Source organism: Bacillus sp. SW14 (genome assembly GCF_047608225.1).
Taxonomy (GTDB): Bacteria; Bacillota; Bacilli; order Bacillales; family Bacillaceae; genus Bacillus; species Bacillus subtilis_G.
On sequence record NZ_JBLKRW010000001.1, the window covers coordinates 3,581,355 to 3,600,368 of the forward strand.

The window sequence follows — 19,014 nt, forward strand, 5'->3', positions numbered from 1 at the left end:
TTAATAGGTATGAGGCAGGAGGTATGATTATGACTGAAACTGCTAATAAGGAAGCTTGATCTGCTCCTCAATCCCCGCGATACGGAGCGGGCCCAGCAGCGTTAAACGCGTTAACTGATTCGCCATAAATAACGGACTGTACTTCATGCCGCTCTCCAGCCAGGAACAAATGACCCCGATATGAGCGGATGTGATATAGCTGATGAGAATCTCTTTCGGCACCTGCAGCGCCTTGTCTGATTCCTTAATGGAAGAAAGCAATTCCTCGTAAATTCGCTTCTGTACGAACTCCGCCATAAGACTTCTGAATTGAGGCAGACCCCTGTCGCTCAGCATCACTCGAAAGTATTCGGCATGTTTATGGATATACTCAAATAGCTTAACAAAAGATAAAGGTGGATGATCCTCATCAATGCTGACCGGTTCGACCGGCGTTTCCGGCTTTACCTGACGGATCAAATCATCTAGAACCTCGGTCATGCTTTGAAACAGAAAATCCTGTTTATCCTGATAATGCAAATAAAAGGTGCCGCGGGTGAGATCCGCTTTTTCCGTAATTTCCTGAATCGTAATCGAGTTGGCATCTTTTTCTTTCAGTAGAGCAATTAAAGCATCTCTTAAATATTGGTTTGTTCGTCTGATTCTCGGATCGACTTTGCGTTTTTCAGACATTTTTCCCCTCCTTGTCTAACTTTCATTTTCTTCTGAACAAATCTTCTGCGGATGTCTACTTCTAAACATTTGAGCGTTCTCTGTTTATTGACCTTTCTCTAAAATCTACTGTACCATGAACGTACATCTTGTACACGGTGTAAAGTAATGAACATAGTGTTCATTATCTTTCTAAACGAAGCTTCGTTACTTAAAATGAGTGCACTCCATCTGATCTCACTCGCTATGATAAAGAGAGGAGTCTTTAGCATGAATGGAAAAATCGCTTTAGAAGAGCATTGGGAATCTCCTGATTTTCCGGCTACAGGAAGCCACAATTTTACTGACGATGAATATTTCATCGCTGTCCAAAAACGTTTGCAGGAATTCGAAAACCGAATTGAAGACATGGATCGAAACGGCATCCAAACTTCAATTCTCTCATTGACACAGCCTGGAATTGAAGGCATCACTGATCCTAAACGAGCGGTGAAACTCGCAAAGCAAATGAACGATCACGCTGCGGAATTCTTCGTTTCTAAGCACCCTGACCGCTTTAAAGCATTTGCCGCGGTGCCGTTGCAAGATCCTGAAGAAGCCGCGAAGGAACTCGAACGAGCCGTAAACGAGCTCGGCTTTGCGGGTGCCTTGGTCAACGGCTACAGCAACATCGGGGACGAAAACAATGCCCAATATTTAGACGAGCCTCAGGTACGCCCTTTCTGGGAAAAAGCCGCACAGCTAAAGGTTCCCGTCTATCTGCATCCGCGTATCCCGCTGCCGAATCAGCAGCGAATTTATAAAGGCTACGAAGGGCTTCTCGGTTCAGCGTGGGGCTTCGGTTTTGAAACAGCAACACATGCCATCCGCCTGATGCTCAGCGGCCTTTTTGACGAATACCCTGACTTGACTGTCATCCTTGGCCACTTAGGCGAGGGCCTGCCGTTTACATTGCCGCGGGTTGAACACAGACTTCGCCATCAGCGTCCTGAAACCCATGGCAACCATCAGAAAGCGCCGACTGAATACCTCCGCAAAAACTTTTATCTCACAACAAGCGGCGTGTTCAGAACACAGGCCCTAATTGATACATTGTTAGAGGTTGGCTCAGACCGCATCCTCTTCTCCGTCGATTATCCGTATGAAACGATGGAAGAAATCTCTTCCTGGTTTGACCAATGCCCAATCAGTGAAACGGACCGATACAAAATTGGCACTGAAAACGCGGCTAAGCTTTTTCAATTGAATCAATAAAAAGAAGACCTTCGGCAGAGCCGAAGGTCTTTCTAAATTAATCAGTCCTTGCAGCAGCATCAGCAGCCGCAAACCAATTCTGCGAACGGGGTTCTTTCCCCAATGTTCTGCGCCATGGCGGGTCGCTTCATCCAGCCCGCCATAAAATGGGCATAATCCGCCGGCAAACCTGCCGCCTCTATTCTCTGCTACAGATCGGAACGGAAAACCCGGCGTCCCCACACAGCTCCGTTGATCCCTGCCGCTTTGCCTCATTTAGAAACGGGAACAATAAGCCGGAGAAATCTGTTTCAGCCGATATCCGTTAAAAGGCCAATGACTTTATTCACAATACACATTTCAGCATCAGCAAAGCGTACCCTTTCACCGTCCGGCTGGAATACGCCCCCTGTGCCCGAACTCAACAAACGGTTAGCGATTCGATTTCAGACTGAACAGTCAAAACAAAAAACACCCTTGGTTTGCAAGAGTGTCCCTTTTTACATCATCTTTATTTATAGCCGCCTTGTCCCCAGTGGCCCATATGGTGGTGATTATCTTTTCCATCATGATGGGGGTTACCCTTATGATGATGGGGATTCCCATCATTCTCATGATGCATGCCATAGCTCGGAGAACTTACAGTTCCAGGATAGCCTCCATAGCCCCCGCCTTGCATGCCGTAGCCCGGGTAACCTCCGCTTTGCATACCGTAGCCCGGGTAGCCCCCGCCTTGCATGCCGTAACCCGGGTAGCCTCCGCTTTGCATGCCATAGCCCGGGTAGCCCCCGCCTTGCATGCCGTAGCCCGGGTAACCTCCGCTTTGCATGCCGTAGCCCGGGTAGCCTCCGCCTTGCATACCGTAGCCCGGGTAGCCTCCGCCTTGCATACCGTAGCCCGGGTAGCCTCCGCCTTGCATACCATAGCCCGGATAGCCTCCGCCTTGCATGCCATAGCCTGGAGAAACGCCAAAACCAGGTCCGCCATAGATATGTCTTGTATCCATATCAGTCATATTCACTCTCTCCTTCACATAGGTTACAGTCCAGAGTATGAGAATACCTTACAGATCGTATAGGCGGCCGCCCATATACAGCTCATACAAATTCAGGGGACAAGAAAAAAGCAGGCTGTGGCAGCCTGCTTTTATTCTCCTAAATCTACGTTGTGGTACACCTGCTGAACATCTTCCAAATCCTCCAATACATCAATCAATTTTTCAAATTGTTCCTTCGCATCATCCGGAAGCGTCACTTCACTTTGCGCAAGCATCGTCAGCTCGGCAACAGTAAATTCCTCAACGCCCGCGTTTTTAAACGCCTCCTGCACCGCATGGAATTGATCCGGCTCTGCGTATACGATGACGCTCTCATCTTCTTCTAAAATGTCACGGACATCGACATCGGCTTCCATCAGAATTTCAAGCGCTTCATCAGCTGTTTTGCCATCCACACCGATAACTGCTGTAGCGTCAAACATGTAAGCGACAGATCCGCTTACACCCATATTTCCGCCGTTTTTCCCGAACGCCGCACGCACTTCCGGCGCCGTACGGTTTACATTATTCGTCAGCGCATCAACGATGATCATTGATCCGTTCGGTCCGAAGCCCTCATAACGAAGCTCATCGAAATTCTCTTCCGCTCCGCCCTTCGCTTTCTCAATCGCACGCTCAATGATATTTTTCGGCACGCTGTACGTCTTCGCGCGCTCAAGCACAACCTTCAGCGCCTGATTGGATTCCGGATCAGGCTCGCCCTGCTTCGCCGCCACATAAATCTCACGGCCAAACTTGGCATAAATCCGGCTCGTATTCGCGTCCTTAGACGCCTTCTTCTCTTTAATATTGTTCCACTTACGGCCCATGATGCTCCACTCTCTTTCATATATATCTATCTACATATTGTTATTCACTTTATCCATTATACCTCAAATGGTTTGGTTGTTTCGAGTGTCTTGCGTTAGAAATAGAAGGAATGCCGCGGTGTAAAAGGATGAACTTCTTCCGTAAAGCAAGAAAAAAGCCCTAGCTAAGGGCTTTCTTCTCCTGATCAGCAATACTATTTTGAGGGGAATGATCGATATACGTCGTGTTTCGATCCGTTGATTCCTTCAAATCGCCGGACTTTGTCAGGAAAGGAACCGAAATGCTTCCGCAAATCAGGGTAACAGCAAGGCACATCATCACTTTTTTCTTAATAAGCATATAAACACTCTCCTTTTTGAATATCTTCTTGGGCTTTCAGCACTTTTCGATAAAACGCGGCAGCGTGTTCAAAATGACAGCGGCTCTCAAAAACAGCGGCAGCACTTCGGGCACATGCTTCAATGTAAGCGTGCAGGTTCTTTTTTTCAAAATAGTTTAAAAGATCATGAATTTTGCTTTCGTCAACAGCCTCTTTGTACACGGCCTGCAAGAACGTATATAATTCTTTATATAATTGATAAGACGTCAGTTGCGAATATGTTGTGATATGTGCTAATCCTTCTTCTATTGACTGAAACGCCTCTTGTTTCCGTCCAGCTTTACATCGTGTCCAGCTTAAACCTAACAAGACTTTCGGAAGCAGATCAGGTACCGTTTTCCTGCTTACTTTCGCCGCTTTTTGATAGTGTTCTACCGCCATATGATAGTCTCCTGATCTGTCATAGCTGTTCGCGATGTTCAACAAAGAAATGGCGATAAACCGGTCGTTTTGGATGTCCATTGCTAATCCCAGCGCCGCTTCTAAATGCGGGAGCGCTCTGTCATAATGCTTGAAGTCATCATAGTTGCCGGCGATCACAAACAAGCTTTGTATGGTTCTAACACTGTATAGAGGATGTTTTTGATAAATGTCTAAAGCTTGAAGGATATGATGCATCGACACATGCGTTTGCTTCATATGGTAATACGCTTCCGCCACTTTAAAATGGAATTCCGCTTTTTCGATTTCATCTGACACAAACGGCAGCTCGTTCTCCGCCTCGCGATAATATCCGATCGCTTCCACATATTCTTTCTGATCAAATTCATACATGCCGCGGAAAAACAAAGAGTAGTATTTCAAAAGTCCTGTGAGTTTTTTCTGAGGGGTTTCAATCGTTTCCCGAAGCTCTGTCACTGTAGGGCGATTCCCGTATGATTGTCCCGGCTCCAAATAATCCAGCATCAGCTGGTGCCGAAAACACATGAGAGAATAGTAGATCAACAAGTCCTGATCCTCTTCCATCTGCTGAATGTCCTGCTCCACCTCCGCTTTGAGAATCTCAGCATCCGGAACACTAAATTGACGTATCATCTTGTACCAATCATTAATCTTAACACCAACACGCGAAGACGGTATGGCTTGACCCAACGGCTTCCCTCCCTCTATGTAAGATATGTCATATTCTATCAATCCAAAAATTTGAAAACAAGGTGAAAGGAAGAAATTGTTTTTTCATCCTGTCAATTCGTTTTTCTTAAAATAAATAATGCCTGACAGAGAAATCGCATCAGATTCTGTCTCCATGTCCGTTTTGCTGCCGACACATGCAGTCCGATAAAACAATCTGTGCTCCCCAACCTGAATTTCTTTCTGAAGCATGTCCAAGCAAAAGCACCTCCTGAATAGGCTGTTTCCTTTTTATGTACCTTTCACGCAAAAGAGCCTTTCCATTTGATTGTTTGGAAAAGCTTTCACCTATGGTTCACTCATTCCCGACATGCTGATAGTGCTGCAGCGTCAGCCGCTGCATTTGTTCACTGGCCATCGGAACAAATTCACCATTCCCTCTTCTGATCAGACGGGTATACAGCATTTGCAGCGCGGCATTTTGGAAAGACATTTGAAGATGAATATTCCTCACGTTAGGATGTTTCATCATTAATGCCGAATTAAAATTATCGCTTCCCATGAGTTTTGCGGTCGACCTAGCCTCCAGAGCGATATCTTTTTCAGCAGCCGAAAGAGCCCCTGAATGCTGGTGAAAGTGAACGTGCGGCATTTCAGGCAAATGCACCTCACTCGTTTGACCCGGATTGATCAGTGCCAGCATCGCCGTGACATGAGTTCTTAAAAGATTCGCATGCAGGTGGAGCAAATCCCTCAGATCGCGATGCTGAACAGCAGATCCGTATGCTTTCAGCTTAGAAATCACACCTTCATGGGTGCTCAAATGCTCTGCCATTATCCCCAGATCCGCGGCAGGAAGTTTCATCAACATCCCTCCTTTATGGTCTGTATAGGCTATGAACGATCGAAAAAATGGTGCATTGTTTTCCCCAAGAAAGATGAAAATAAAAGACATATGAATGGAATCTATATAAAAGGAGCTTTCGCCAATGCCTATTCCTCAATTGATCATTAGACTGATCATCGCCTTTATCACCTTGTTGGTGTTAACGAGACTGATGGGCAGAAAAGAAATCGCCCAGCTGACCTTTTTTAACTTTGTTTCAGCCATTTCCATTGGAACCATCGGAGCCTCGCTTGCCATTGACTCCACCCTCAGCATCAGAAATGGATTCATCGCCCTGTTTGCCTGGAGTGCTTTTACAATCATCGTCGGATTTCTGGATATTAAGTTCCCTGCTATTCGGTATGCGGTTGAAGGGCAGCCGGTCATCTTAATAAGAAAAGGTAAAATAATGGATAAGCAGTTAAGAAGCGTCCGTCTTGATCTCGATGCTTTACAAACCTTACTGCGCAAAAAAAATATATTTTCCTTAGCCGATGTCGATTATGCCATTTTTGAAACGGACGGCAGTTTATCCGTCCTGAAAAAGCAAGCAAAACAAAACGTGACGAAAAAGGATATGAACGTTCAAGGAGAAAATGCGAAGGTTTCCCATCCCGCTTCAGTCATAGCCGATGGCAAAGTGAGAGAAGACAACTTGAAAAAATTGAATCTGAACAAACAATGGCTGATGGACCGGCTAAAAGAATCCGGCATCCAACATCCTAAAGAAGTATTTTATGCAGAAGTTCAAACAGACGGCACTCTGTATATTGATAAAAAAGAGAATTCTCCATCTGAATAAAAAAGGGCTTGAAACAGTCTCATCTCCACTGTTTCAAGCCCTTGTTTGTCTCAATGTTTAAACTGCCTGTTTACAAGCCTCGGCACAGGAAAAACAAGCCTCGGCGCAATCCTGGCAATGCTCTTTGTCATGCTTTTTGCATTCATTTCCGCAAGCCTCACAAATCGCCGCACAAGCGTGTGTCAGCTCAGAAACAAACGGCGTGCCTCTTACAATCGCTTGCGCAACATACGCACAAATATCAGCACATTCCCGGTCCAGCCGAATGCAATCCGCCATCATATTTTCATTTTCTTCTTTTAAACAGGCGTCATAGCAATGGTTGCATGCCACCATGCAGTCGTGCAGCGTCTCAACTAATGATTGATATTGTTCATATGCCATTCGTAAACCTCCTCAAGAATGATTTCATTAATACCATATCCTTTTCCCCCGCTTGTAAAACATGACTCCCTTATCAACAAAAAGGGCTATGTCCGCAACACAGATACGTTCCGGCACAGGCCCTTCGTTTAATCCATATACGTATTTACCAGCTCGTAACAGCGCTCTTTCGTCCGCTTTTTCAATTCCATCACTTTGTTGACGCGTTCTAATGAAACCGCTCTCTTCTTCCTTATGCTGGTCTGCCGCCGCATCTCTATCCTTTATCCATTGGCGCTGCTTCATGCGCAAAGCACCATTTCTGAAGAAGAAAGAGACTGAAATACACTCAATCAACCACAACAAAATCCTGAACCTTCACCTGTTCCTCAGGCAAATCAAACTGATAAAGCATCTCCTTAGAATGGATATCAAACACACCCACGTACCCGCCAATGCCCTTCTTATGCTCTTCCTGGGCAACTATATACAGTTGATCCCCCTTAAACTTCGCCTCCATATAAGGGAATTTCAAATCGTATGCGTGAAAAGAAAAATCCTTCCCATATTCCAGCAAGTTAGCCTCACCCTCTTTGTCTTCATACGTCACGTAAAAATGGCCGCTTTCTTTGTCATAGTACACGGTATCAGCGTATTCAAGATCATCAGGATACGGAATATATGTCGTCTTCCATGTCCCTTTTTCAATAACAGTCAATTTATGCTCCGAGCTCGCGACAATAAAATCCTTGGAGTCTGCGAATTGATCTGCATATGAGGCTAAGCTCAGGGTCTCAATGATTTCCTCTGTTTTTCTATCAATCACGTAAATAGACATGCTTTGAATGATATAAATATAGTTCTCATCACTAGACCCCATCGTGACAAGCGAAGGCAAGGTGAGCCGATATTTCTTTTCCGTTTTTCTATCGTTTATATGGATCTCATTCCCCGTCGTATCAACGTTATAGGCCTTAACAGAAACATCCTTCCCCTCATACCAAAACGCAAAGGGGTTTGAAAGCGGGTGCTCTTTGATCACATCCTTCTCCAGCGTGTAATAAAACGACTCGTGCTCCGCTAATAAGACAATATCTGTTGATGCGTTAGATTTCGTTTGAATATAAGGCACATCAGCCACCTTGAATGTACGCCTGTTAAACCGTTCGCCTGTTGAGGTTGAGAGGAGCGTGCTTTCTTTTATGAAAGGATTGGAGTAGATAAAAAAGATGCGGTCTTCTTCGGGGTGGATGGCGGGAGCTTTGACAGGAATATTATCTTTATTGTGTAACTGACCATACAGAGCAATGGCGCATACCATTAACCCTAATAAACCAAATGTAACCCGTTTTTTCTTCATCAACATGCTCCTTAAAAATACAATATAGAATCCCAACTTCCAAAAAATGTTTAGTGATCAATATCATTTCGACCATGTTTCCACCAATCCCTTCATGAATAAAGACACATGCCAAATGACTCATTTTTCCACCGAAACACGTTCTCATTCCCACCCTCATCCCGCACCGTGGTAAAATTTTGATATTGAGTGAACAAAAGAAGGGAAATGGTCATGAAAGTATTTGAAGCGAAAACCCTGCTTTCGGAAGCAACAGACCGTGCAAAAGAGTACAAAGAACTAAGAACGCAAATGGTGAACTTGAGAAAAGCGTTAAAAAGCGTCGCTGATCTCAGTGACAGTGAATTCTCGGGAAAAGGCGCCAGCAACATCAAAGCCTTCTACCATGACCACGTCGGCGTCACCGACCAATGGATCGACTACATCGACATGAAAATCGCATTTTTCAACAGCATCGCCGGAGCCGTCGAGGACAAAGGCCTCTCTGACGCATACATCGAAGAATCCTTTTTGGAACACGAACTGGCAAATGCCCACAAAAAATCAAAGTCCATCATGTCCGAACAGAAAAAAGCGATGAAAGACATCCTGCACGATATCAACGACATCCTCCCGCTCGACCTGTTTTCAACAGAAACCTTCAAAGACGAGCTGGCAGATGCCAACGACAAACGCAAAAAAACACTGGAAAAATTGGACGCCTTGGACGAAGACCTGAAGACAGAATACGCCCTGTCAGAACCAAACGAACAATTCATCAAGTCAGACTTTCAAAAGCTCCAAGAAGCAACGGGCAAAGGCAAAAACGCCACACCCATCCACTACAACGCCAAAGCGTACCGTGAGAGTGACATACATAAGAAAAAAGGCGACATTGAAAAGCGGACTGAGGCTTACTTGAAGGTTAAGAAAGAGGAAGCGAAGGAACGCGAGATTGAAAAACTGAAAGAAAAACTGAAAAACTACGATTATGCGGATGCCGATGAATTTTACACAATGGCAAAAACGATCGGCTATGAAAATCTGACAGCAGAACAGCAAAGATACTTTACCCAAATTGAAAACACGCGTGAACTTGAAGCAGGCTTCAAAGGGGTCGCCGTCGGTCTTTACGATTCAGGAAAAGACGCGGTCACAGGCCTGTGGGATATGGTCACAGATCCGGGCGGAACCGTTGAAGCCATTACAGGTGCGGTGGCTCACCCAATCAAAACGTATGAAGCCATTTCAGCGGCAATCGAAGAATCATACCAAAAAGACATGGTGAATGGCGACACCTACTCAAGAGCAAGATGGGTGTCATATGCGGTTGGCACTGTTGTCACATCAATTGTCGGCACAAAAGGCGTTGGCGCCGTCTCAAAAACTGGCACAGCCGCCAAAGTGACTGCCAAAGTCACAACAGCAGCAAGCAAATCAGCAAAAGCTCAAAAAGCCATAACAGTCTCAAAACAAACCATTGATCACATCAAACAAAAAGTAAACACAGGCATTGAAATATCAAAAAAACACGTCAAAACCAAATTAAATCAAATCGGAGAACTCACACTTGCGGATATTCTCCCCTATCATCCCCGTCACGACTTAGTGCCAGCAGGCGTACCTTACAACGCAGTCAACGGGGTCACACTTAAAGAGGGACTGCAGAAATTCGCCAAAGTCATCCTGCCGAAACCGTACGGAATCTCAGCAAGCGGAAGACGAACACCAGCGCCAGTTGTACCGCCGGTAACCGTCAAATACGGCGAGCATTACGCAAAATGGAGCAGAAAGAAAGTGCTGAAGCCGAATGTTGTCTATAAAACAAAAGAAGGCTACACGTACACCACTGACAACTATGGTAGAATTACAAGTGTCAAAGCAGACTTGCAGCTAGGAGAAGCCAAACGAAACCAATATGCACAGTCGAATGCTGGAAAGCCCCAAGACCGAAAGCCTGACGATGACGGAGGCCATTTAATCGCCACCCAATTCAAAGGCTCAGGCCAGTTTGACAATATTGTGCCGATGAATTCTCAGATTAATAGAAGCGGCGGAAAATGGTACAAGTTAGAACAGGCATGGTCGCAGGCGCTTAAAGAAGAGCCTCCAAAAAAGGTTACGATCACAATTGAAAATGTTTATGAGAGCGATTCGTTAAGACCCACTTTATTTGATATAACATATAAAATTGGAGAAGAAAGAACAAAGAGTATAACAATTAGAAACCAAATTGGAGGCTGATGAAAGTGGAAACTACAAAAATGGAACAACTATATCAAAAGATTGCTGAAAAAATAAATGATATGATTCCCTCCGAATGGATAAGGGTTACTCTATACGCCGAAATTTTGGATGACTCCAGAGAAGTTTATTTTTTCTTTAACACACATGAAGACGAAGAATATATTTATTCACACGATATTCCAGAACATTTTCAAGTAAGTAATCGAATTTACAAAAATATGCTACTAGACCTTCAAGATTTATTTGATGAATTAAGGGATGAATTTAAAAAGCAATCCTCAGATATTTGGACTAACCTCACACTAAATTTAGAAAGAAATGGGGAGTTCTCAATTGATTATGATTATGAAGATGTACTCGCTTCAAAATATACTGATACTGAGCGGCAAGTAATTTGGGAATATAAGCACTTGGGAATTACACCAATGAGCGAGAGCAGCAGAAAGTTCCTTGAACAATATCTAAATGAACAATCCGATAATTAAATGATGGAAACTCAGAAAATGTATCAAAAAATTGCTGAACATCTAAATGAAATGATCCCATCTCAATGGGAAAAGATCGTTTTATATGCTGAAATACTTGATGACTCAGCAGATATATACTTTTATTTTACAACACCAAATAACAATGATTATTTATTTTCTCATTATATACCTGAACACTTTGATGTGAGCGAAGAGATTTACGATCAACTGCTAATTAAACTTCAAGAGCTATTTGAAGAACTAAAAGAAGAATTTAAACTAGGCAACCAAGATATTTGGACAAATCTCAATTTAAAATTAGAAAACACCGGAAAGTTTTCAATTGATTATAATTATGATGATGTTTTATCGTCTGAACTTGATGACCTTCAAAGACGAGATGTTTGGAAATATCAAAATTTAGGGATATTACCTAAAGATGAGGACGATAAAGAATTTGTAATAAACTACTTCGGTCTATAAATCAAAAATGGCTCAGCCCTTCTCTGCTGAGCTATTTTTGATAACTAAGATTTCTCGACGATTGAAGGTGAAAAGATTGGAAACTAAAAAAATGCTAGATTTGTACCAGCTTATTAGACAGAAATTAAATGACATCATACCTTGTGAATGGACAAAAATTTATCTTTATGCAGAAGTATTAAATGACTCTACCATGGTTCTCTTTTACTTCAAGACATCAGAAAAACATCAACTTATTTATTCACAAGATATACCTGCCCAATACAACGTAAGTAAAGATATCTTCAAAACTTTATTAAGAGAAATCCGAGAACTTTTTGAGGAATTAAGAGTTGAGCACAAAAATAATATTGATCAGGTTTGGACTAACCTTACATTGACATTGGAGAGCAATGGTCAATTCCAACTAGATTATAATGATGACGATATTTTGGCATCTGAGTTAGATGGGTATCAAAGAATTGCATTATGGGAGTACAAAACTCTTGGTATCTTGCCTGAAGACGAGGAAGATCAAAAATTTTTAATTAGCTACCTAAATCTATAAATTTGATATAGCTCTTGAAAAGTGGAGGTTAGCATGGAAACAGAAAAAATGGGTGAATTATATCAACAGATAGCAGAAGGCATTAACGAAATCATTCCTTCTGAATGGGAAAAAGTCATTCTTTATGCAGAAATACTCGACGATTCTTCTGAAGTTTTCTTTTATTTCAATCCTCCGCAAAGTGAGGATTATATTTATTCTCATAATATTCCTGAACATTTTCATGTTAGTGAGGACGTTTATGATGAATTATTATTCGAATTACATGACTCATTTGAGGAATTACGAGATGAGTTCAAAGAAAATAACCAGGATGTCTGGACGAACTTAACACTTCAGCTAGAGATAAACGGAAAATTCTCAATAGAATACGATTATGAGGATATTTTACAATCCCAATACACAATCTCTCAGCGGAAAGCAATTTGGGTTTATGAACACTTGGGAACCCACCCTAAGAGAGAGTCGGTAAAAACTTTTTTAGAAAGTACATACAGTCTAAAAGCGGACATTAGGAGGATAAACCATGTCACTTCCAACGTTTAAATACAATCCAAACCCAGTTGCATTAAATGTAATTAGTAAAGAAAAGACAACCTGCCCTGTATGCAATCAAGAACGTGAATACGTATATGAAGGTCCTTTCTATTCAATAGATGATGTAGAAGGAATTTGTCCATGGTGCATTTCTGACGGATCAGCCGCCAAATTGTATGATGGTGAATTCCAAGATCCGGGCCGCTGTGATGAAGTGGAAAATGAAACATTCATCGATGAACTAATACATAGAACACCGGGTTACTTCGGCTGGCAGCAAGAATATTGGCTGAGTCATTGCGGAGATTTTTGTGCCATTGTGCAATATGTTGGATGGAAAGAAATCAGCCATTTAGAAGATGAGTTAGATAACGATATTAACAGCATATGCAATGACTATCATATGACAAGAGAGGAATTCAAAAGCTGGTTAGTAAACAACGGAACTTTGCAAGGATATCTTTTTAAGTGCCTTCATTGCGGTAAACATCGTTTATGTGTTGATGCCAGTTAATAAATCATAAGTAGCAGAAAAGATTCTAAAAAGCCCTTAAAGCTTTTAAAATCTTTTCTGACATCAATATTAAAAAAGCTCTAACTGAAAATCTTCATTTTCTTTTTTGACTTGTTCATTTGGTGACTGCTTTAGGTAGCCAATTGCCCATTCTGCAATAGGCATGGCCATTGCTCTTGCCAACTCAACAGGAACTGCATTCCCTATTTGTTTATACTGTTTATCTAGCTTACTGTTAAGAGAAGCTTTTTGGTTTGTTCCCTGACTAAACTCAAACCAATCAGGAAATGTTTGTATCCTTGCTATTTCTTTTACAGAGAGTCTCCGATTTTTTTCTTCTCCATCAGGAAAAATCCATTCATCTTTCCCTATTTTCTGCATTGGCAAACCACCAGGATGAAGAGGTGCTTGTCTTCCTGACGCCTGTATTGTAAAGCTTTGGTCATTCCAGCTCTTTTTTCTATTTCTAGACATATAAATGGATGAGTATGATCCTGTATAGTACGGACCTGGATCTCCTTGTAAATCACCTATAGCATCGCTTAATGTTTTAAATGGCAAAAGATTCTCTCCTTCTCCGTGTGTAGGAGCAGGGTACTCGTAATTAAAATCTATATCTTTTCTAACCCCGACAATTATTACACGTTCACGGATTTGTGGAACTCCATAATCTCGGGCATTCAGGAGTTTGAATTGCACTTTATAACCTGCAGAAGCAAAATCTTCTACAATCTGTTTTAAAACTTCCCCCTTCCCCAGTGTCATCATGCCTTTTACATTCTCTGCAACAAAAACTTCAGGCTGTGTTTGAATTAAGACTCGTATAAAATGCAAATATAAAAAGTTCCGTTCATCGTCTATGAGCCTTGGACCTGCTTCACTAAATCCAGGACAAGGGAAACCACCTAAGACAAGGTTGCACTTTGGAAAGTATTTCACTTCTCTTATGTCTTTTTCATGTTGTACAACATGAGGAGGAGAATTAAATTTATATGATTGATTGGCTTCTTTAAACATATCATTAGAATATATAGTATGAAAAATACTTTTTTCTCTTATTTCATTAAAACGTTTTTTATCCTTAAATGCTTCAAGAGCTGCGTCTTCGCCAATTACAGCAGCCAATCCGGCTACCTCAAAGCCAAGATCAAGACCCCCACAACCTGAAAACAGGCTAAGCACATTTATTTTGTCAGTTCGGAAATCTACTTTTTTAATATACTCAAAATCATCGTAAGAATCGATAATTCTAGAAGACTCCTCAAATATTTTCTCCATAAGCACAGTTTTCACATCATCTATAGTATAGTTTGGCGCTGGCTTAAATTTGCCTCTTCCTTTTTTCTCTATTTTTATATTCATTATTAAAACAACCTCCTGTTGTCCTCTCTTGTGTAATAGTAACAAATTTAAAGCCAAAAGGCCAGCGTCAAATTTCACCCAATAAAATAAAGTTATTTTTAAAAAAATTGTTATTTGTATAAAATAAGTCTTTTCTATATAGAAAGGACATGTATTATAAATTTTTTTGTTGCATTTGCGAAAATTGCTTTATTTTACATTTTCTTCATTTGATAATCTAGGTAATAAAACTTAAATGGACTTAAGATCAATCTGAGTTATGTTGGACTATTCATTAAAAAGTTTGTTCTCTAGATAAATCTATAAAATCTGCAATAGAATCAATGGCTAAATAAAAGTCATCCTTGAATTCATGTTCCCAAACTCGAAGAAGATTCCAATCATTTTCTTTATAATAAGCATTCACTTTTTCATCTCTTTTTTTATTTTTTTTTAATTTGGAATTCCAATATTCTGTATTGCTTTTAGGAACTCTTCCGTGCATAGGACAGAAATGCCAAAAACAAGAATCAATGAAAATAACCACTTTATACTTCTTTATAGATAAATCTGGTTTGCCAAAAAGGCTTTTTGAATTTCTCCTAAAACGATACCCACGATGCCATAATGCACTAGCTACGATGTTTTCTAGTTGAGAGACCGACTTTATGGATTTCATAATATTGCTTCTAGATTCTTTTGACATTTTATCCATCGGGCATACCTCCATAAAGCTTTTTCTAAATCAATTCCCTATAGAAGCAGGAAAAAACATTTACCTTCCAGATCTATTTCTTTGTGCCTCATTCAGAAAAAGGCTTGTAGTATCAACACTAGCAAAAAAGACCTTTGCAATAAATTGCAAAGATCGATTCTTCTATCAATAAACATTATTTAAAAGTAGGTTATACGGTGTGGATTATATCAAATTAATATAGACAAAATAAATAGAATTAGTATACTTCTATCCCCAAAGTATCAGCTCATAACCAGTTTATGCCTATATACAAAAAATTCATATTCTGTGTTGCAATCCTTTCCATAACGACTTATCTTTTTTTCCAAAACTAAGTTCGCATTAAATTTTTCAGCATCGTCAATATCTAATATAAGAGCAACACCAGGAACAGATTTAGTTGGTGTGGGAAAAGAATACATTTTTCTATAACGAACTACTCCATCCCCATAATCGCCAAAGTATTTCTCTTGCGAATTCATATGGGCATGTGCAAATTCATGATTAAAATTAAAGAAGTCTCCATAACAAATTATAAAATCGTGCAACTGACCAAAGCTCCGGTCCTTTTCATAACGTGCAATAGCATAATAACATTCCCCTTCAAGCCCTTTATGATTAAATCTTCCTGTTGGAATAGTGCTATTAAATTGAATTTGTCCATTATCCTTTTTCGATTTCAACTCAAAACCAACGTTTTGAATAATGGCATCAGGATGATCATTTGCACCGAGATGAGTAATTCCATAGGGAATCCCATCTTCAAACCAATCACTGAAAAGTTCTTTTGAATTCTTGATATAAATATTGGGGTGTCGTGTTTTTGCTAATTGTCGGCACTTAATATCAAATACTTCTACTGCTATTTTTATTCCATGTATCTTCTCCAAAGCCTGAACCTCCTGAACAGCAATGTTATCCAATAAAGTATAAACCAAAATAATATTAATCAGGAAGGAATTTTTACTAAAAAGCAATTTATTCCTCGAGGCTTATCTGCTACAGTGAAATATTCAACTGTATATCCTTCGAATCTCAATTTATCAAGACAGTTTTTAGACGATTTATTGATTATAGCAAGAAATATCCTAAACATTTTAATTGCAGCATATTCAAAGCAGGAATTCAAAAGTTAATATATTCCGGTTTAAACATGCATACTGGTTCGAGAAATTTTATGGATTAAAAATCCTATCCTAATTGATTTTCTCTATCAACGCACAACACTCCACATGATTCGTATGCGGAAACATATCCACAGGCTGCACTTCGAGTGTCGCATACCCGCCATCCTCAAGCACCCGCAGGTCTCTCGCAAGCGTGCCAGGATTACAGGACACGTACACCACCCGCTTCGGTTTCATCTCCACAATCGTCCGCAGAAGGGCTTCGTCGCAGCCTTTTCTTGGCGGGTCGACGACTAGCGTATCGGCCGTGATGCCTTCTTCATACCACTTTGGAATCACGGTTTCCGCTTCCCCGACCGCGAACTCTGCGTTTGTGATGCCGTTTAATTCAGCGTTTCGCTTTGCGTCCTCAATTGCTTCCGGCACGATTTCTACGCCGTACACTTTTTTCGCTTGCTTCGCCAAGAAGAGAGAAATCGTTCCGATGCCGCAGTAGGCGTCGATGACGGTTTCTTCCCCTTGAAGCTCAGCATACTCAAGCGCTTTGTCGTACAGCACTTTTGTCTGCTCCGGGTTGACCTGGTAGAACGATCTGGCGGAGATGGCGAATTTAACGTCTCCGATGAGGTCGTAGATGTATTCTTCGCCCCAGATGACGTTTGTTTCGTTGCCAAAGATGACGTTTGTTTTGTTTGGGTTGATGTTTTGCACGATTGATTTAACGTGCGGGAATTGCGCTGTGATGTCTTCGATGATCTTCGCTTTGTGCGGGAAGTCGTTCGTTCTTGTGATGAAGACGATCATCATTTCGCCTGTAACGACGCCGTATCTGACCATGATGTGGCGGAGCCAGCCTTTGTGGCGTTCTTCGTTGTAGGCTTTGACCCCGTAGTTTGCGCAAATGTCTTTGACGGCTTGGACGGCTGCGTCGTTTTTGGATTGCTGGATCAGGCAGGCGCTCATGTCGATGATGTCATGGCTTCTTTGCTGATAAAATCCGGCGACGAGTCCGCCTTCCCGTTCTCCTACAGGCACCTGTGCTTTGTTTCTGTAATTCCAAGGGTCTTCCATTCCGAGTGTCGGGTGCACGGTGACGTTTGACAGGTCCAGCTTGCCGATGCGTTCTAAGACGTCTTTGACCTGTTTCTGTTTAAACAAGAGCTGGCCTTCGTAGGTCATGTGCTGGAGCTGGCAGCCGCCGCATTGCTTGTAGATCGGGCATGGGGCGTCGGTTCTGTGCGGGCTTTCTTCCTTCATCTCGATCAGGCGGCCGAAAGCGAAGCCTTTTTTGACGCGTGTCACTTTGATTTGGGCTTTTTCTTCCGGCAGGGCGTTTGGGACAAAGATTGGGAAACCTTCAACCTTGGCAACACCCGCTCCTTCGTGGGTCAAATCCTCAAATGTCACGTCGTAGTATTCGTTTTTTTCTACTGGGGGTTTCATTTTCATCTATAATCACCTCTAGTTTTAAGCGAAAGAAAAACTTGGCCTATTCAAGCCAAGTTTTAGTCATCCAGCTGTTCCGCTTTCTCTTCCGGCATGATGACGTGAATGTGCCGGTACAGATTCACGAATTCGCCCGGCAGCATGCCGCCGTATTCGCCGTCCAGGTTCAGCTGCATCTTTTCTGATACATTGACTTTCACGCGGTTCGCTTTTGTATAAATAATGTGCTGGTCGTTGATGTGTTCGCCGCGGAGCGCCATCGTGGCGACTCTGATAAATTCAGCAAGGTTTGCTTTCTTTAGTATCATCAAATCAAACATGCCGTCATTCAGGCTGGAATCCGGCGCGAGCTTTTCGAACCCGCCGACGGAATTTGTCAGCGTGACCAAAAACAGCATGATTTCACCTTGAAACAGCTTGCCGTCATATTCAATCTCGACTTCTGTCGGTCGAAGTGAAGGCAGCATTTCCATTCCCTTTAAATAATAAGCAAGCTGGCCGAGCATCGTTTTCAGTTTGCTTGGCACGTCGTACGTCAGCTCCGTCAGGCGGCCTCCTCCGGCGATATTGATAAAATACTGGCCGTTGACCTGTCCGATATCAATTGGGCGGGCAGCGCCGTTAATGACCGTATCTGCCGCTTTTAAAATATCCTCGCGCGGAATATTGAGCGCTCTGGCAAAGTCGTTCGTTGTGCCGACAGGAATCACACCGAGTGTCGGACGGTTGTCTAAAGGCGCAAGCCCGTTGACGACCTCGTTGATCGTTCCGTCTCCGCCCGCTGCAACAATTAAGTCAAACTCACGCAATGCCGCTTCCTTGGCGGCGTGCGTTGCGTCTCCTGCGCATGTTGTGGCATGGGTAGAGGTTTCATAACCGGCTTGTTCAAATTTTTGCAGGACCTGGGCCAGATGCTTTTTAAAGATCTCCCGTCCTGAAGTCGGATTGTATATTATGCGTGCACGTTTCATTATCTCA

At 42.2% G+C, this 19,014-nt stretch carries 23 protein-coding genes; 8 read left to right on the top strand and 15 right to left on the bottom strand.

Going from position 1 to position 19,014, the window contains the following annotated elements; all coding sequences use genetic code 11:
* Positions 1 to 42: 42 nt before the first annotated feature.
* On the bottom strand, positions 43 to 672 hold the full coding sequence (locus ACMX2I_RS18235; protein ID WP_394716599.1) for a TetR/AcrR family transcriptional regulator: 630 nt from the start codon (positions 670 to 672) through the stop codon (positions 43 to 45).
* A 249-nt stretch (positions 673 to 921) separates the two neighbouring features.
* Between ACMX2I_RS18235 and ACMX2I_RS18240 the strand changes: the two genes are divergently transcribed.
* Positions 922 to 1,905 (top strand): amidohydrolase family protein, encoded by a 984-nt coding sequence (locus ACMX2I_RS18240; RefSeq protein WP_414957855.1) that lies wholly within the window; start codon positions 922 to 924, stop codon positions 1,903 to 1,905.
* Positions 1,906 to 2,395: 490 nt separating this feature from the next.
* On the opposite strand, the gene ACMX2I_RS18245 is transcribed toward ACMX2I_RS18240, so the two are convergent.
* From ACMX2I_RS18245 to ACMX2I_RS18270, 6 genes are all read right to left on the bottom strand, one after another.
* Entirely contained in the window at positions 2,396 to 2,890 is a 495-nt protein-coding gene (locus tag ACMX2I_RS18245) for a spore coat protein (protein ID WP_414958358.1), read from the bottom strand.
* A 140-nt stretch (positions 2,891 to 3,030) separates the two neighbouring features.
* On the bottom strand, positions 3,031 to 3,750 hold the full coding sequence (locus tag ACMX2I_RS18250; RefSeq protein ID WP_087992476.1) for a YebC/PmpR family DNA-binding transcriptional regulator: 720 nt from the start codon (positions 3,748 to 3,750) through the stop codon (positions 3,031 to 3,033).
* A gap of 160 nt (positions 3,751 to 3,910) precedes the next feature.
* Positions 3,911 to 4,090: a phosphatase RapH inhibitor gene (locus ACMX2I_RS18255; protein WP_414957857.1), complete on the bottom strand. Its 180-nt coding sequence runs from the start codon at positions 4,088 to 4,090 to the stop codon at positions 3,911 to 3,913.
* Positions 4,080 to 5,222: a tetratricopeptide repeat protein gene (locus ACMX2I_RS18260; RefSeq protein ID WP_414957859.1), complete on the bottom strand. Its 1,143-nt coding sequence runs from the start codon at positions 5,220 to 5,222 to the stop codon at positions 4,080 to 4,082. Before ACMX2I_RS18260 ends, ACMX2I_RS18255 begins: the two co-directional genes overlap by 11 nt.
* Positions 5,223 to 5,306: 84 nt before the next feature.
* Positions 5,307 to 5,459, bottom strand: coding sequence for a hypothetical protein (locus ACMX2I_RS18265; RefSeq protein ID WP_414957860.1), 153 nt, complete (start codon positions 5,457 to 5,459; stop codon positions 5,307 to 5,309).
* Between the two features lie 97 nt (positions 5,460 to 5,556).
* Complete coding sequence (locus ACMX2I_RS18270; RefSeq protein WP_414957862.1) at positions 5,557 to 6,066, bottom strand: hypothetical protein; 510 nt, start codon at positions 6,064 to 6,066, stop codon at positions 5,557 to 5,559.
* A gap of 124 nt (positions 6,067 to 6,190) precedes the next feature.
* Here ACMX2I_RS18270 and ACMX2I_RS18275 point away from each other — a divergent pair, with 124 nt between their 5' ends.
* Positions 6,191 to 6,889, top strand: a complete 699-nt coding sequence (locus ACMX2I_RS18275) for a YetF domain-containing protein (RefSeq protein WP_414957863.1) — start codon at positions 6,191 to 6,193, stop codon at positions 6,887 to 6,889.
* A gap of 57 nt (positions 6,890 to 6,946) precedes the next feature.
* Here the strand turns inward: ACMX2I_RS18275 and ACMX2I_RS18280 are convergent, their stop codons facing one another.
* From ACMX2I_RS18280 to ACMX2I_RS18290, 3 genes are read right to left on the bottom strand one after another with little or no spacing between them, the layout of a single operon-like run.
* Positions 6,947 to 7,273, bottom strand: coding sequence for a four-helix bundle copper-binding protein (locus tag ACMX2I_RS18280; protein WP_414957865.1), 327 nt, complete (start codon positions 7,271 to 7,273; stop codon positions 6,947 to 6,949).
* A 27-nt stretch (positions 7,274 to 7,300) separates the two neighbouring features.
* Positions 7,301 to 7,558, bottom strand: a complete 258-nt coding sequence (locus ACMX2I_RS18285; protein ID WP_414957867.1) for a hypothetical protein — start codon at positions 7,556 to 7,558, stop codon at positions 7,301 to 7,303.
* 43 nt (positions 7,559 to 7,601) lie between these two features.
* Positions 7,602 to 8,612 (bottom strand): hypothetical protein, encoded by a 1,011-nt coding sequence (locus ACMX2I_RS18290; protein ID WP_414957869.1) that lies wholly within the window; start codon positions 8,610 to 8,612, stop codon positions 7,602 to 7,604.
* 213 nt (positions 8,613 to 8,825) lie between these two features.
* Between ACMX2I_RS18290 and ACMX2I_RS18295 the strand changes: the two genes are divergently transcribed.
* The 6 genes from ACMX2I_RS18295 to ACMX2I_RS18320 all read left to right on the top strand — a co-directional run bounded on the left by ACMX2I_RS18295 (position 8,826) and on the right by ACMX2I_RS18320 (position 13,386).
* A complete protein-coding gene (locus tag ACMX2I_RS18295) occupies positions 8,826 to 10,835 on the top strand; it encodes a T7SS effector LXG polymorphic toxin (protein ID WP_414957870.1) in 2,010 nt (669 codons plus the stop codon).
* 5 nt (positions 10,836 to 10,840) lie between these two features.
* Complete coding sequence (locus ACMX2I_RS18300) at positions 10,841 to 11,323, top strand: antitoxin YezG family protein (protein ID WP_414957872.1); 483 nt, start codon at positions 10,841 to 10,843, stop codon at positions 11,321 to 11,323.
* Between the two features lie 3 nt (positions 11,324 to 11,326).
* The gene (locus tag ACMX2I_RS18305; protein ID WP_414957874.1) at positions 11,327 to 11,788 is read left to right on the top strand and encodes an immunity protein YezG family protein; all 462 of its coding nucleotides are present in this window, start codon (positions 11,327 to 11,329) and stop codon (positions 11,786 to 11,788) included.
* A gap of 76 nt (positions 11,789 to 11,864) precedes the next feature.
* Positions 11,865 to 12,335 (top strand): TIGR01741 family protein, encoded by a 471-nt coding sequence (locus tag ACMX2I_RS18310; protein ID WP_414957876.1) that lies wholly within the window; start codon positions 11,865 to 11,867, stop codon positions 12,333 to 12,335.
* Between the two features lie 33 nt (positions 12,336 to 12,368).
* Entirely contained in the window at positions 12,369 to 12,881 is a 513-nt protein-coding gene (locus ACMX2I_RS18315) for an antitoxin YezG family protein (RefSeq protein ID WP_414957877.1), read from the top strand.
* Positions 12,862 to 13,386 (top strand): CbrC family protein, encoded by a 525-nt coding sequence (locus ACMX2I_RS18320; RefSeq protein ID WP_414957879.1) that lies wholly within the window; start codon positions 12,862 to 12,864, stop codon positions 13,384 to 13,386. The genes ACMX2I_RS18315 and ACMX2I_RS18320 overlap by 20 nt, the downstream gene beginning before the upstream one ends.
* 69 nt (positions 13,387 to 13,455) lie before the next feature.
* Here the strand turns inward: ACMX2I_RS18320 and ACMX2I_RS18325 are convergent, their stop codons facing one another.
* The 5 genes from ACMX2I_RS18325 to ACMX2I_RS18345 all read right to left on the bottom strand — a co-directional run bounded on the left by ACMX2I_RS18325 (position 13,456) and on the right by ACMX2I_RS18345 (position 19,007).
* Positions 13,456 to 14,748, bottom strand: coding sequence for a DNA cytosine methyltransferase (locus ACMX2I_RS18325; RefSeq protein ID WP_414957881.1), 1,293 nt, complete (start codon positions 14,746 to 14,748; stop codon positions 13,456 to 13,458).
* 274 nt (positions 14,749 to 15,022) lie between these two features.
* Positions 15,023 to 15,442, bottom strand: coding sequence for a very short patch repair endonuclease (locus ACMX2I_RS18330; protein ID WP_414957882.1), 420 nt, complete (start codon positions 15,440 to 15,442; stop codon positions 15,023 to 15,025).
* Positions 15,443 to 15,705: 263 nt separating this feature from the next.
* Positions 15,706 to 16,353, bottom strand: a complete 648-nt coding sequence (locus ACMX2I_RS18335) for a hypothetical protein (protein ID WP_414957883.1) — start codon at positions 16,351 to 16,353, stop codon at positions 15,706 to 15,708.
* 306 nt (positions 16,354 to 16,659) lie between these two features.
* Positions 16,660 to 18,039, bottom strand: a complete 1,380-nt coding sequence (gene rlmD / locus ACMX2I_RS18340) for a 23S rRNA (uracil(1939)-C(5))-methyltransferase RlmD (protein ID WP_414957885.1) — start codon at positions 18,037 to 18,039, stop codon at positions 16,660 to 16,662.
* Between the two features lie 56 nt (positions 18,040 to 18,095).
* Positions 18,096 to 19,007 carry a diacylglycerol kinase gene (locus ACMX2I_RS18345; RefSeq protein ID WP_087991382.1) on the bottom strand — a complete coding sequence of 304 codons (912 nt, stop codon included), beginning with the start codon at positions 19,005 to 19,007 and terminating at the stop codon, positions 18,096 to 18,098.
* Positions 19,008 to 19,014: the final 7 nt, after the last annotated feature.